The sequence below is a fragment of the Psychrobacillus syltrankelensis genome, from assembly GCF_055454035.1.
Window position 1 is genome coordinate 2,516,089 of record NZ_CM144227.1, and the last position, 14,628, is coordinate 2,530,716.

Below are 14,628 nucleotides of genomic sequence, written 5' to 3' on the forward strand. Positions count from 1 at the left end.
ATTTTTGTCGAAAGTTGATTATATTAATACTTTTTCCATTTAAATAGTTAATATATCAAAATAATTCCTTTTATCTTAAAAGTGACATCATTTTTTTATCAAAACAGCTATTAACCTAATATTTTTTTATTATAAACCGTAATTTGTCTTCAATTTAATTATTGACGGAAATGGTATTACTTGGTATGATAAATAACATCAAAGAGATTTATGTCGAATCTTGACGAAAAAACCGTACTCTTGAGAGGAGAAAAATTTATTATGAAATCTACAGGTATTGTTCGTAAAGTTGATGAGCTAGGACGCGTAGTTATTCCAATTGAACTTCGTCGCACGCTAGGTATTGCAGAAAAGGATGCTCTTGAAATCTACGTAGATGATGACAAAATTATTCTAAAAAAATATATGCCAAACATGACTTGTGCTGTAACTGGTGAAGTATCAGACGACAACCTACGTCTAGTTGGCGGAAAATTAATTCTAAGCCCTGAAGGTGCAGAATTACTTATAAAAGAAATCCAAAACAATTTAAAATAAGAAAAACATCCGTATCCTTTCTGGGTATACGGATGTTTTTTAATTTCATAGTATAGTAATGTTGTAATTATTCCACATGATAATCTTGATAAATTTCTCTCTTCGACAAACCTCTTTGTATTGCTACTTCTTTGATAGCCTCTTTCGAAGTACATTGCCTTTCTTCTATAATATTGTTCACATGTTCTTTAATACTTAATTGTTCCCACCATGGTGATACTTGCTCATCTACTGATTCTTCACCTGAACCCTCTAAAACGATACAAAATTCACCACGTATTTCTGATCGCTCTGCCCAAGCTACTGCTTCTTCAATAGTCCCTCTTAGGAATTCCTCAAACTTTTTTGTCAGTTCTCTTGCAAGCACAATTTTTCTACTTCCACCCATAATTGCTTGCATATCTTTCAATGAGTCCTTTAATCGATGAGGTGATTCATATAGAATAATTGATTCTTGTCTTTTTTGAATCTTTGCGATTTCTGCTTTTCGTTCTTTTTTATTTCTACTTAAAAAACCATAAAAGAAAAATGGTTGTGTTGATAATCCAGATGCAATTAAAGCACTAAGTGCTGCATTTGCCCCTGGAATTGGAACAACTGCAAACCCTTCGCTAACCGCTTTTGCTGCAATATCTGCTCCAGGATCTGAAATGCAAGGTAGGCCTGCATCACTTACTAATGCAATACGTTTTCCTTGCCTTAATAAATCTAATAATTTTTCTCCACCTACTTGTTGATTATGATCATGATAGCTCATAAGTGGAGTTGATATCTCAAAATAATTACAAAGCTTTTTTGTATTTCTTGTGTCTTCAGCGGCAATTATATCTACTTCTTTTAGTATTCGAATTGCGCGCATCGTCATATCTTCTAAATTTCCAATGGGAGTCGCAACTAAATATAAGCAGCTACTCTGTTCATGTTCGGTCGATTTTTGAGATTCCATCTTTGATTAGCCCTCCCATATAGTGAATCTTTTTTTTCCTAGTAAGTTGTTTAAATGCATACTCCGCTCTCATTGCATCTTGCTTAGTTTCAAATACTTCATGATATATGCAAAAAACGGGGAGTTTTGCTCTTGTATATTTAGCTCCCTTACCATCATTATGTATGCTAATTCTTTTTTCTAAATCATTTGTGTATCCAGCATAGTAAGATCCGTCACTACATTGTAATACATAAAAGGTATGTTTTTTATCATTCTTTTCCATAAAGCAGCTCTTTTACTTCTTCTGTATATTCCCCGTCATTTCTGTATACATACAGAGGGGGTAAGATTTTCAAATCTGGTTTTCCATCTTTAATTGCTTCTATTAATAACGTGTTCGCTTCTTTACCTTCTTTAGGATAAACAAATCGAATGCGCTTTGGTTCTAAACGGTTTGCTCTCATTGCCGTAATTATATCCATGAGTCTTCCAGGTCGATGGACAAAAGCTGCCTTCCCACCTTGTTTTAACAATTCACTTGCAGAAAGAACAGCTTCATCTAGAGTGAGATGGATTTCATGTCTCGCTATCGCTAAATGCTCTTTCAGGTTTTTTTCACTTGCTTCATGCGCAGGAAAATAAGGTGGATTACATGTTACAACATCATATTTTTCATACCCAATATGATTGGCAATCCCTTTGACATCTGCTTGTTCAATTATGATTTGTTTTTCTAATTTATTATACTCTACACTTCTTTTTGCCATATCTGCTAGTCGTTCCTGTAGCTCGATTCCAATAATCTTAGCTTTTGTTCTTGCACTTAAAAATAAAGGTATCGCTCCATTCCCTGAGCATAGATCTACAATCATTCCTCTATTTATTGGGACATAAGCAAATCTTGAAAGAAGCACTGCATCTAAAGAAAATGAAAAAACAGATGGACTTTGAATAATTCTTAATTCTTCCGCTAATAAGTAATCAAGTCTTTCATCATCCTTTAACCATTGTTCCATAATTGATTCCCCCAGCAAAACAAAAGACTGACACCCACTTATGGAGTGGCATCAGTCAATTGATTATATGTTTTGTTTACTTAAAAATGACAAGCAAAAAAGACAATCTTCTTCTTTTCTTGAGCTTCCAAAGTGGACATGACATACATGATAACCTTCCTGATATAATCGCGCAAGATTATCATAGCCTTCCCCAATATCTTTTTTGCTTAACAGTACTTTTTCTTCTTGTGCCTTCTCTAGCAGTAACTCTTTTTCATGCATCTCATCAAGTCTTTGTCTTAAGTGAGTATTCTCTTGTTGCAGCGCTTGACGTTCCTCTACCATTATCGCTACAAATTCTTTTAAAGCTCGAAATTGCAGCTGCGTGGACTCTAATTGTTTCTCAAATTCTGTAATTGTATCAAAAAAATTTCGGTCCATCACACATTCACCTCATTGCCCTGACCATTGTACCGGATTTTCCGCATGGTTTATAATTTCTTCTAACGTGTAATCTAACACTCTTAGTGGATCATTTAACTCTATTCGTAGTACTCTTTCTAAAATATTCATACTGACGACTTTTCCAAAACCGTCTGGAGTTTCTACTTTATCTCCAACGTCTGGCATTTGCTCTCGAGCTGCTTCATACTCATCATTTTCATATTTCAAACAACACATAAGTCGCCCGCATAATCCAGAAATTTTAGAAGGATTTAAAGACAAATTTTGATCTTTAGCCATTTTAATAGAAACTGGTTCAAAGTCTCCTAAAAAAGTTGAACAGCAGAGCATACGCCCACACGGTCCAATTCCCCCCAACATCTTTGCTTCATCTCGAACCCCGATTTGTCTGAGTTCAATCCGCGTTCGAAAAACAGATGCTAAGTCTTTTACTAAGTCACGAAAATCTACTCGTCCTTCTGCTGTGAAATAAAAAATTATCTTATTTCTGTCAAACGTATATTCAACATCCACAAGCTTCATTTCTAATTCTCTTTCAACTATTTTTTCCGTTCCTAAAGCTAAAGCTTGGGCAGATTCTAATCGATTTTCATCCACTTGAATTCGATCTTTTTCTGTCGATGGTCTAACTACTTGCTTTAATGGAAGCACAACATCATGCTCACCTACCTGCTTAATTGGTACAACAACTTTACCGTACTCCACACCTCTTGCAGTTTCTACGATGACATAGTCATCTTTCTCTAAAATAAAATCCACTGGATCAAAATAATATATTTTACCTGCTTTTTTAAAGCGGACTCCTACAACATTATACAAAAGTAAATCCCTCCTGCAGATTTAACATTAATTGCTCCATCATCAGTGTTCGGTTCATGTTTTTATGCAAATTTTGTTTCGCATGTAATATCATTTCTAATTGTTTGGAAAGTTGCTCATACGTTGTATGTAAAGCAACCTGCTTCCAATAATGAACCATGTCCGGATAAGTACAAACTGCGATGGGACTTGCTTTTATTGCTACTATATCACGATAGGCGAACAGTAGTAAATCTAATGCTTGTTCTGCTTGTTCTTTCTCTTTGAGAAGCGGACCAAAATCCTCTTGAATACACATTAGCGCATCATGAATACTTTTACCACTCGCTTCAACCAATTTTAACACTGATTTCCTTGCAAGTCCAAAATGCTCGTCTTTCGCTAATGTTATTGCTTCCTCGACCTGATTCGTCATTTTACTTACCGTAGAGGCCATCGATTCTGTAATTCCAGCTTCTATTAATTTCTGTTTTAAGAAGGATTGTGGCATAGAACTTAAACTAAGTTGCTGACATCTAGAGCTTATTGTGGGAATTAACGCATGAGCTTTATCAGTTAAAAGAATTGCAGTTATTTCACTTTGAGGCTCTTCTAAAAATTTTAACAATGCATTAGCTGCACTAGCATTTAGCTGATCCGCATGGTGAATAACATATATTTTTCGTCCAGTTTCAATAGCTGTCTTACTCATCTCATGTATTAATTCATCAATTTGACCCCTTTTAATAAATTGACCGTCTGGCTCTAGTTCAATAAAGTTCAAATGATTATTTGATCTTAATCTTTTACACGATCGACATGTTTCACATGGAACATTTTTTGTCGGATTTTCGCATAAAATGAGTTGAACAAAAAATTGCATGACCCTAACTTTTCCTGTCCCTTTTGCACCCTCTATTACGTATGCATGTCCTATGCGCTTTTTCGAAAAAATAGACTGTATTTGTTTGATAGCAACAGGCTGTAATTTTTCTATACCTTCTATTGACCAACTTTCCATGTTTTATCACCTTCTTAAATTAAATACGTTTTTATGTAATTAAATTAGCGCAAGAGTAACTGAGAGGTAGAAATGTACTTATCTTTTTGAAAAAATCCCGTGCCTCGCTTAAAGCGAAAACACGGGAAATTTACGTGTATAGATTGATTAGTAGACCTTTTATTTCTCCTATCTTATCTAACAAATCAATGGAGCTTTTCTCTTTAACTAGAATTTCTTCCGCTAACTCGACTAATTTTTCATCAATAGTCTCAACTATTTTTAGTTTTCTACCTTCGCCAAAACGATTCCAAGTATGTGATTGTTTTAAACCCATTCCAAAATCCACGGCTTCATGTAAAAACTTTCGTATTAGCATTTTAAACTTTGCCATATCACGTAAATTTCTTGAACGTGCAAGTCTATCTCCCGCAGTTGAAATATCTCCTAATAATCTAGTCAATGTTTCCGTCTGCATTCTTTGATCATGTTTCGTTATCATTTGTCCGAACTTTGCTGATTGTGTGCTATTTTGAATAGAATCTTTACGAACTTTATCTATTCCAACTCGTAAATCCTGATTAATTTTCATTTTTTTCTACGCCTTCCTTCATTATTAGAAATGATGGAATTGTTCAATTGGTAGAACAAATACTGTGGCGCCTCCAACCTCTACTTCCACTGGATATGGGATATATGAATCAGCATTTCCACCCATTGGTGAAACAGGTGCAACCATTTGCTCTCTTGCTCTACAATTATCTCTAATTAACTCTAACGCTGATGATACTAATGAGTCGTCTGTGCCGATTAAAAACGTAGTATTACCAGAGCGTAAAAACCCACCTGTACTAGCCAGTTTAGTTGCTCTGAACTTTGCTTTTGTTAAAGCATTAGACAATCGATTACTATCCTGATCCTGCACTACCGCTACTATCAATTTCATCGATACTCACCCCTATTATTATTTTCTTCTTATTATAACATGAATTATCTAATAATTTCTAATTCCCTTTTTATAACATCATAAACTTCTTCTAATACTATCTCTAATGATTGAGAAGCATCGACTACTTGAATACGACTTGGATATTGGTCGACGAGTGATAAATAGCCTTCTCTTACTTTTTGATGAAAAATTAGACTTTCTACGTCTAATCGATTTTTTTCTCTGTTTTTATGTGCTTCGATTCTGGCAAGTCCTACTTTAGGTTCTATATCAAATAGGATAGTTTTATCCGGCATTGTTTTACCTATAGCAAACTTATTAATAGCCAAAATTTCATCTACCCCTATCCCTCTTGCATAACCTTGATAAGCAAGAGAGCTATCGATAAATCGATCACATATAACAATTTTTCCTGCATCTATTGCTGGTTGTACCTTTTCTATTAAATGCTGTCTTCTTGCTGCTGCATATAATAAAGCTTCTGTACGGCTATCCATCATTGTATGCTCATTATCTAAAATTATGTCTCTAATTTTTTCTGAAATCATAATTCCACCAGGCTCCCTAGTCATAACCACATCATAGCCTTCTTCTTTCAATTTAATTCCAAGTAGATTCATTATGGTTGTCTTTCCAGCACCTTCAGGACCTTCACTTGAAATAAAATACCCTTTTTTCTGCACATTTACTCCTCCACTACATATATTAACTTTTCATCCAGTCTATGTTGACCTTGAAATGACGCACCTTTTTCTATCCATTCTTCTAATTCCGTTAACATAGCTATCGTTATCTTCTCACCAACCAATATTAGTGGAATGCCTGGGGGATAGGGAATAATCATTCCTTTTGCAATTCTACCCAAGGACCGTGCGTACGGTATCCATTCCCCTTGTTTTTCATTTAACAAACTTATATTCATATGTAATGTTGAAATAGATTTTTGTTTTATTAATGGAACATCATTTGGAATAATAGGAACTTCTTTACGCAAAATATCCACAGCATGCTTTATCCGCTTTCTAATTTCTGCAAAAGGATACTCATGCTCAACTTTTAATAATGGCAAAATCATTAAAACTTGATAAGCGTCCGCAAGTTCGACATAAATATGCTGCTGTTCCAACACTTTTTGTAATTGAAATCCTGAGTACTTTTTCATACGTATCAATAATTTTAGAGGATCATCTACCTGCACGATTTCTAATTGAGGAATCGTTTCTAATGTCCCTATAAATAATTTCCTTCTATATATAAGCTGTTTAAAATCAATTTCATTGTATCTCTCCACATAGCTTCTTGAATCATCTAATGAAGCTAATAAGAGATATGATGGACTACTTGACTGTAGCATCCTTAAATATTTATTTACTCGACTTGTATCTATTAAATTGGAGTTGACATGTAAAAAGGAGCCCATCGTCAATGCAGGTAATGTTTTGTGAGCTGATTGAACCACTATGTCAGCTCCATATATAAGAGAAGACTTTGGAAAGTCTTTATTAGCCCGGAAATGTGCACCATGTGCCTCGTCCACCAATACTGGAATGTTTTTAGCATGACATAAGTTTATTATGCTTTCTAATTGTAACGAAGAAACTCCATAATAATTCGGATAAGTTAGTACAATAGCTTTAGCTTGAGGATATTCCGCTAATGCTTTTTGAATAACTTCAAATGTAACATATGAAGCGGTTTTCGTTCTCTCATCCCATTCAGGAGTTACAAAGATAGGTTCTGCTCCCACTAGTTCAATTGCATGAAAAATAGATTTATGTGCATTTCGTTGAACAATGATTTGCTCACCAAACTGACATGTAGCATAAATCATCGATAGATTTCCTACGGTAGTTCCATTTACCAAAAAAAAGCTTTTTTGAGCTCCGTATACCATTGCAAGCAGGTGCTCGGCCTCTTTTATAGCTTCCTCAGGATGATGGTAATCATCTAATCCACTTAATTCGGTCAGATCATACTCCATCGTTTTTTTTATTGTATTTGGTAAATTTGATAAAAGTCCGTTTTTATGTCCAGGAACATGAAAAGAAATGCTTTTTTGTTTATGAAATTTTTCAATAGCTTCGACTAGCGGACGTTTCTCCTGCATTTTTATGACCCCACTATTTATTATGACTTCCTTCTCCTATTATACATCAACAAATAGCACACGACCTTAAAATTAAGTGTTGTTTCTATGGGAGAGTTGTTACTATTTCAATTAAAAGGGGGAAATTCAAAAGTTTTTTCGATAGCTTAACATATTGGGAAATCAAGTGTCTTAATTATAGGTTATTTCTATGTGAAATAGGTCTTAATCAAACCTTTATACAGAAGAGAACACTTGAATTATTATCTATAGTCATTTATAAAAAGGCACTTCGAGACCAGTTGAACCAGAAGTGAGACCAAATTTATAGCAGGCGAGATTAAATTTCACAAATTACTTTCTCGCTACTCACTTCAAGTTCCTACAGTAATTAATTTTATATCAAAATAATAGAAAAAAGCCGCCACCGATTACTCGGTAACGACTTTCTCTAGTGCCTAGCGACGTCCTACTCTCACAGGGGGAAACCCCCAACTACCATCGGCGCTGAAGAGCTTAACTTCCGTGTTCGGTATGGGAACGGGTGTGACCTCTTCGCCATCATCACTAGACTGTTCGGCTTTCAATACACATCGTACTTCTTCGTCAACTTCATTCGTTCGGTCAGTCACGTACTTGAGTACGCTCCTTTCCTCTCTCAATCGTTTCCTCGAATTACTCGTGTCTTGAAACCCTCTTACTAGAGTGCTTGTTCACTCAAAACTGGATAAAAGACATTGGAATATGCAAATTCTATTTGGTTAAGTCCTCGATCGATTAGTATTCGTCAGCTGCACGTGTCGCCACGCTTCCACCCCGAACCTATCTACCTCATCGTCTTTGAGGGATCTTACTTACTTGCGTAATGGGAAATCTCATCTTGAGGGGGGCTTCGTGCTTAGATGCTTTCAGCACTTATCCCGTCCACACATAGCTACCCAGCGATGCTCTTGGCAGAACAACTGGTACACCAGCGGTGTGTCCATCCCGGTCCTCTCGTACTAAGGACAGCTCCTCTCAAATTTCCTACGCCCACGACGGATAGGGACCGAACTGTCTCACGACGTTCTGAACCCAGCTCGCGTACCGCTTTAATGGGCGAACAGCCCAACCCTTGGGACCGACTACAGCCCCAGGATGCGATGAGCCGACATCGAGGTGCCAAACCTCCCCGTCGATGTGGACTCTTGGGGAGATAAGCCTGTTATCCCCGGGGTAGCTTTTATCCGTTGAGCGATGGCCCTTCCATGCGGAACCACCGGATCACTAAGCCCGTCTTTCGACCCTGCTCGACTTGTAGGTCTCGCAGTCAAGCTCCCTTCTGCCTTTACACTCTTCGAATGATTTCCAACCATTCTGAGGGAACCTTTGGGCGCCTCCGTTACACTTTAGGAGGCGACCGCCCCAGTCAAACTACCCGCCTGACACTGTCTCCTACCCGGGTTACGGGTATGGGTTAGAATTTCAATACAACCAGGGCAGTATCCCACCGACGCCTCCTCCGAAGCTGGCGCTCCGGGCTCTAAGGCTCCTGCCTATCCTGTACAAGTTGCACCAAAATTCAATATCAAGCTATAGTAAAGCTCCACGGGGTCTTTCCGTCCTGTCGCGGGTAACCTGCATCTTCACAGGTACTATAATTTCACCGAGTCTCTCGTTGAGACAGTGCCCAGATCGTTACGCCTTTCGTGCGGGTCGGAACTTACCCGACAAGGAATTTCGCTACCTTAGGACCGTTATAGTTACGGCCGCCGTTTACTGGGGCTTCAATTCGCACCTTCGCTTGCGCTAAGCACTCCTCTTAACCTTCCAGCACCGGGCAGGCGTCAGCCCCTATACTTCACCTTACGGTTTTGCAGAGACCTGTGTTTTTGCTAAACAGTCGCCTGGGCCTATTCACTGCGGCTCTTCTAGGCTATACACCCAAAAGAGCACCCCTTCTCCCGAAGTTACGGGGTCATTTTGCCGAGTTCCTTAACGAGAGTTCTCTCGCTCACCTTAGGATTCTCTCCTCGACTACCTGTGTCGGTTTGCGGTACGGGCACCTATCACCTCGCTAGAGGCTTTTCTTGGCAGTGTGAAATCAGGAACTTCGGACTAAGTCCTCGCCATCACAGCTCAATGTTACAGAGTGCGGATTTGCCTACACTCACACCTTACTGCTTGGACGTGCATAACCAACAGCACGCTTACCCTATCCTTCTGCGTCCCCCCATTACTCAAACGGTGGTTTGGTGGTACAGGAATATCAACCTGTTGTCCATCGTCTACGCCTATCGGCCTCGACTTAGGTCCCGACTAACCCTGAGCGGACGAGCCTTCCTCAGGAAACCTTAGTCATACGGTGGATGGGATTCTCACCCATCTTTCGCTACTCATACCGGCATTCTCACTTCTAAGCGCTCCACCAGTCCTTCCGGTCTGACTTCAACGCCCTTAGAACGCTCTCCTACCACTGATACCATAGGTATCAATCCACAGCTTCGGTGATTTGTTTAGCCCCGATACATTTTCGGCGCAGCGTCACTCGACCAGTGAGCTATTACGCACTCTTTAAATGATGGCTGCTTCTAAGCCAACATCCTGGTTGTCTAAGCAACGCCACATCCTTTTCCACTTAACAAATACTTTGGGACCTTAGCTGGTGGTCTGGGCTGTTTCCCTCTTGACTACGGATCTTATCACTCGCAGTCTGACTCCCAAACATAAATCATTGGCATTCGGAGTTTGTCTGAATTCGGTAACCCGGGACGGGCCCCTAGTCCAAACAGTGCTCTACCTCCAAGATTCTAACGTTTGAGGCTAGCCCTAAAGCTATTTCGGAGAGAACCAGCTATCTCCAGGTTCGATTGGAATTTCTCCGCTACCCACACCTCATCCCCGCACTTTTCAACGTGCGTGGGTTCGGACCTCCAGTAAGTGTTACCTTACCTTCATCCTGGACATGGGTAGATCACCTGGTTTCGGGTCTACGACCACATACTCATTCGCCCTATTCAGACTCGCTTTCGCTGCGGCTCCGTCTTCTCAACTTAACCTTGCATGTAATCGTAACTCGCCGGTTCATTCTACAAAAGGCACGCCATCACCCATTAACGGGCTCTGACTACTTGTAGGCACACGGTTTCAGGATCTATTTCACTCCCCTTCCGGGGTGCTTTTCACCTTTCCCTCACGGTACTGGTTCACTATCGGTCACTAGGTAGTATTTAGCCTTGGGAGATGGTCCTCCCAGATTCCGACGGAATTTCACGTGTTCCGCCGTACTCAGGATACACTCAAGAGAGAATGAACTTTTGACTACGGGGCTTTTACCCTATCCTGCGGACCTTTCCAGATCGCTTCGTCTAGCTCATTCCTTTGTAACTCTATATAGAGTGTCCTACAACCCCAAGAGGCAAGCCTCTTGGTTTGGGCTCTTCCCGTTTCGCTCGCCGCTACTCAGGGAATCGATTTTTCTTTCTCTTCCTCCAGGTACTTAGATGTTTCAGTTCCCTGGGTTTGCCACAGATGCGCTATGTATTCACGCAAATGTACTGCTCCATTACGAACAGTGGGTTTCCCCATTCGGAAATCTCCGGATCAAAGCTCACTTACAGCTCCCCGAAGCATATCGGTGTTAGTGCCGTCCTTCTTCGGCTCCTAGTGCCAAGGCATTCACCGTGCGCCCTTATTAACTTAACCATTCGGCTTCCAATCCACTGCTTGTGTCTTGAAATCCTCAAAAATAGTAGTTAAAAGTACTACACAAAAAATAATCACAAATGTGATTACAAATTGAATTTCTTGAATTTGTTTCTTTCAATGTCGTTTTATCCAGTTTTCAAAGAACAAGAGTTAAAGCTGTTGAATCTTCATATAAAATGAACATTCAAAACTGAACTGCAAAACGTTAAGATACAGATAAAAATCTGTATTCCGATATTATCCTTAGAAAGGAGGTGATCCAGCCGCACCTTCCGATACGGCTACCTTGTTACGACTTCACCCCAATCATCTGTCCCACCTTCGGCGGCTGGCTCCCGTAAGGGTTACCCCACCGACTTCGGGTGTTACAAACTCTCGTGGTGTGACGGGCGGTGTGTACAAGGCCCGGGAACGTATTCACCGTGGCATGCTGATCCACGATTACTAGCGATTCCGGCTTCATGTAGGCGAGTTGCAGCCTACAATCCGAACTGAGAACGGTTTTATGGGATTAGCTCACCCTCGCGGGGTTGCGACCCTCTGTACCGTCCATTGTAGCACGTGTGTAGCCCAGGTCATAAGGGGCATGATGATTTGACGTCATCCCCACCTTCCTCCGGTTTATCACCGGCAGTCACCTTAGAGTGCCCAACTGAATGCTGGCAACTAAGATCAAGGGTTGCGCTCGTTGCGGGACTTAACCCAACATCTCACGACACGAGCTGACGACAACCATGCACCACCTGTCACCGCTGTCCCCGAAGGGAAAGATCTATCTCTAGAACGGTCAGCGGGATGTCAAGACCTGGTAAGGTTCTTCGCGTTGCTTCGAATTAAACCACATGCTCCACCGCTTGTGCGGGCCCCCGTCAATTCCTTTGAGTTTCAGTCTTGCGACCGTACTCCCCAGGCGGAGTGCTTAATGCGTTAGCTGCAGCACTAAGGGGCGGAAACCCCCTAACACTTAGCACTCATCGTTTACGGCGTGGACTACCAGGGTATCTAATCCTGTTTGCTCCCCACGCTTTCGCGCCTCAGCGTCAGTTACAGACCAGAAAGCCGCCTTCGCCACTGGTGTTCCTCCAAATCTCTACGCATTTCACCGCTACACTTGGAATTCCGCTTTCCTCTTCTGTACTCAAGTCCCCCAGTTTCCAATGACCTTCCACGGTTGAGCCGTGGGATTTCACATCAGACTTAAAGGACCGCCTGCGCGCGCTTTACGCCCAATAATTTCGGACAACGCTTGCCACCTACGTATTACCGCGGCTGCTGGCACGTAGTTAGCCGTGGCTTTCTAATGAGGTACCGTCAAGGTACGAGCAGTTACTCTCGTACTTGTTCTTCCCTCACAACAGAGTTTTACGATCCGAAAACCTTCTTCACTCACGCGGCATTGCTCCATCAGACTTTCGTCCATTGTGGAAGATTCCCTACTGCTGCCTCCCGTAGGAGTCTGGGCCGTGTCTCAGTCCCAGTGTGGCCGATCACCCTCTCAGGTCGGCTACGCATCGTCGCCTTGGTGAGCCGTTACCTCACCAACTAGCTAATGCGCCGCGGGCCCATCCTGTAGTGACAGCCGAGACCGTCTTTTAACATTTCCACATGTGAGGAAATGGATTATTCGGTATTAGCCCCGGTTTCCCGGAGTTATCCCAATCTACAGGGCAGGTTGCCCACGTGTTACTCACCCGTCCGCCGCTAAATCAGAAGAAGCAAGCTTCTTCATCATTCGCTCGACTTGCATGTATTAGGCATGCCGCCAGCGTTCGTCCTGAGCCAGGATCAAACTCTCCATAATAGAGAACTTAAAAAGCTCATTTTGTTTTGCTGGCATCATCATTAAATGATGTCATTTTTGTTTTGCTATCAAACTAACAAGTTAGTCTTTCAAGCTGTATGTCTTAACGTTTTGCATGTTCAGTTTTCAATGTTCATGTAGTCTGCCGTTTCGTTTACCTCTTGGCGACTTCTACAATATTACTCTCTTATACTTTATAAGTCAACACTTTTTTAAAAAACTTTTAAATTAAAATAGAAATAGCCACTACAGAGGCTACACCAGGCACTCCTAACACTGCTACCATCACACCTGTAAACAAATTAATAGGAACTTGGTAACCAAACAAGCCTAAAAGTAAATGGACTCCAAACAGTAAAAAAAACGAAAAACCTAAACGAAATAAGAAGAACGGTAAACTCTCCGTTACTTTTGAAAATGATGTTCTAAACAAAAGAAACAATAGTAGCAATACCGAACATACAATGATAACTAACTTCATGAAACATCTCTCCTCCATAAAATCACTATCTCTTAGTATATGAAGCTAGTACCACTATCATTCTTACTTTAATATGACATTTCTAATTTTTGCCTCTTTATATAAATAGAAATGAATACTCTCTGCAATTTTTCTTTTTGCTACTATATCTAAATCATAATCATTTAAATAATCTTCTATCAATTGTGTTTGTTGCCAATCTTCTTTTGTGGATTTTATTAGAATCACAAACTGATCATCAAATTCTTTTTTTAATTTACCTTTTTGGAAAAACATTTTACTACAACTCCCTTACAACTCTCGGCGACCCTCTAAAGCTTTTGACAAGGTTACTTCGTCCGCATACTCTAAATCTCCACCTACTGGTAAACCATGTGCAATTCTAGTTGTCTTAATACCAGAAGGCTTCAAAAGACGAGATATATACATAGCTGTTGCTTCACCTTCTATTGTAGGGTTTGTTGCAAGTATTAGCTCTTCCACTTGTGTGTCTTGTAATCTTTTTAAAAGCGAAGGGACATTAATATCTTCCGGTCCTATTCCATCCATTGGAGAAATTGCTCCATGTAGAACATGATACAATCCATTGTAGTCTCTCATTTTCTCCATAGCTATTACGTCTTTCGTATCTTGGACTACACAAATCATTGATAAATCACGTTGTTGATCTTGACATATATGACACGGGTCAATATCAGTAATATGACCACAAACAGAGCAATAACTTAAGTTTCTTTTTGCATCTACTAATGCTTTCGCAAAGTCTAAAACTGTATCTTCTTTCATCGTTAATACAAAAAATGCCAGTCGAGCCGCAGTTTTGGGCCCGATTCCTGGCAATTTCATAAAACTATCTATTAGTTTTGATATTGGTTCAGGATAATGCATGTCTTATTCC

General features: G+C 40.1%; 14 protein-coding genes and 3 rRNA genes. 1 reads left to right on the plus strand and 16 read right to left on the minus strand.

What is annotated here, in order from left to right:
* The first annotated feature begins 261 nt into the window (after window positions 1–261).
* Complete coding sequence (locus tag ACTSKG_RS12160) at window positions 262–537, plus strand: AbrB/MazE/SpoVT family DNA-binding domain-containing protein (RefSeq protein ID WP_142540905.1); 276 nt, start codon at window positions 262–264, stop codon at window positions 535–537.
* 67 nt (window positions 538–604) lie between these two features.
* Here ACTSKG_RS12160 and rsmI read toward each other — a convergent pair whose 3' ends face one another.
* The 16 genes from rsmI to recR all read right to left on the minus strand — a co-directional run bounded on the left by rsmI (window position 605) and on the right by recR (window position 14,618).
* Window positions 605–1,483, minus strand: a complete 879-nt coding sequence (gene rsmI, locus ACTSKG_RS12165) for a 16S rRNA (cytidine(1402)-2'-O)-methyltransferase (RefSeq protein WP_464754867.1) — start codon at window positions 1,481–1,483, stop codon at window positions 605–607.
* Window positions 1,455–1,748, minus strand: coding sequence for a GIY-YIG nuclease family protein (locus ACTSKG_RS12170; RefSeq protein WP_464754868.1), 294 nt, complete (start codon window positions 1,746–1,748; stop codon window positions 1,455–1,457). Before ACTSKG_RS12170 ends, rsmI begins: the two co-directional genes overlap by 29 nt.
* The gene (locus ACTSKG_RS12175) at window positions 1,735–2,481 is read right to left on the minus strand and encodes a tRNA1(Val) (adenine(37)-N6)-methyltransferase (RefSeq protein WP_464754869.1); all 747 of its coding nucleotides are present in this window, start codon (window positions 2,479–2,481) and stop codon (window positions 1,735–1,737) included. Before ACTSKG_RS12175 ends, ACTSKG_RS12170 begins: the two co-directional genes overlap by 14 nt.
* Window positions 2,482–2,544: 63 nt before the next feature.
* A complete protein-coding gene (gene yabA, locus ACTSKG_RS12180) occupies window positions 2,545–2,907 on the minus strand; it encodes a DNA replication initiation control protein YabA (protein WP_387586113.1) in 363 nt (120 codons plus the stop codon).
* 9 nt (window positions 2,908–2,916) lie between these two features.
* Window positions 2,917–3,747: a PSP1 domain-containing protein gene (locus ACTSKG_RS12185; RefSeq protein WP_387586114.1), complete on the minus strand. Its 831-nt coding sequence runs from the start codon at window positions 3,745–3,747 to the stop codon at window positions 2,917–2,919.
* On the minus strand, window positions 3,740–4,747 hold the full coding sequence (locus ACTSKG_RS12190; protein WP_464754870.1) for a DNA polymerase III subunit delta' C-terminal domain-containing protein: 1,008 nt from the start codon (window positions 4,745–4,747) through the stop codon (window positions 3,740–3,742). The genes ACTSKG_RS12185 and ACTSKG_RS12190 overlap by 8 nt, the downstream gene beginning before the upstream one ends.
* 130 nt (window positions 4,748–4,877) lie before the next feature.
* Window positions 4,878–5,318 carry a YaaR family protein gene (locus tag ACTSKG_RS12195; RefSeq protein WP_464754871.1) on the minus strand — a complete coding sequence of 147 codons (441 nt, stop codon included), beginning with the start codon at window positions 5,316–5,318 and terminating at the stop codon, window positions 4,878–4,880.
* 24 nt (window positions 5,319–5,342) lie between these two features.
* A complete protein-coding gene (locus ACTSKG_RS12200) occupies window positions 5,343–5,672 on the minus strand; it encodes a cyclic-di-AMP receptor (RefSeq protein ID WP_142643831.1) in 330 nt (109 codons plus the stop codon).
* A 44-nt stretch (window positions 5,673–5,716) separates the two neighbouring features.
* The gene (gene tmk, locus ACTSKG_RS12205; protein WP_464754872.1) at window positions 5,717–6,358 is read right to left on the minus strand and encodes a dTMP kinase; all 642 of its coding nucleotides are present in this window, start codon (window positions 6,356–6,358) and stop codon (window positions 5,717–5,719) included.
* A 2-nt stretch (window positions 6,359–6,360) separates the two neighbouring features.
* On the minus strand, window positions 6,361–7,782 hold the full coding sequence (locus ACTSKG_RS12210) for an aminotransferase class I/II-fold pyridoxal phosphate-dependent enzyme (RefSeq protein WP_464754873.1): 1,422 nt from the start codon (window positions 7,780–7,782) through the stop codon (window positions 6,361–6,363).
* 435 nt (window positions 7,783–8,217) lie between these two features.
* Window positions 8,218–8,333 (minus strand): 5S ribosomal RNA (gene rrf / locus ACTSKG_RS12215).
* Window positions 8,334–8,518: 185 nt separating this feature from the next.
* A 23S ribosomal RNA gene (locus tag ACTSKG_RS12220) occupies window positions 8,519–11,445 on the minus strand.
* A gap of 250 nt (window positions 11,446–11,695) precedes the next feature.
* Window positions 11,696–13,249, minus strand: a 16S ribosomal RNA gene (locus ACTSKG_RS12225).
* Together the 16S, 23S and 5S rRNA genes form the textbook arrangement of a ribosomal RNA operon.
* 223 nt (window positions 13,250–13,472) lie before the next feature.
* Complete coding sequence (locus tag ACTSKG_RS12230) at window positions 13,473–13,730, minus strand: pro-sigmaK processing inhibitor BofA family protein (RefSeq protein ID WP_464754874.1); 258 nt, start codon at window positions 13,728–13,730, stop codon at window positions 13,473–13,475.
* A gap of 63 nt (window positions 13,731–13,793) precedes the next feature.
* Window positions 13,794–14,006, minus strand: coding sequence for a YaaL family protein (locus ACTSKG_RS12235; RefSeq protein WP_464754876.1), 213 nt, complete (start codon window positions 14,004–14,006; stop codon window positions 13,794–13,796).
* Window positions 14,007–14,021: 15 nt separating this feature from the next.
* Window positions 14,022–14,618, minus strand: a complete 597-nt coding sequence (recR, locus tag ACTSKG_RS12240; protein WP_387586270.1) for a recombination mediator RecR — start codon at window positions 14,616–14,618, stop codon at window positions 14,022–14,024.
* Between the last annotated feature and the right edge of the window lie 10 nt (window positions 14,619–14,628).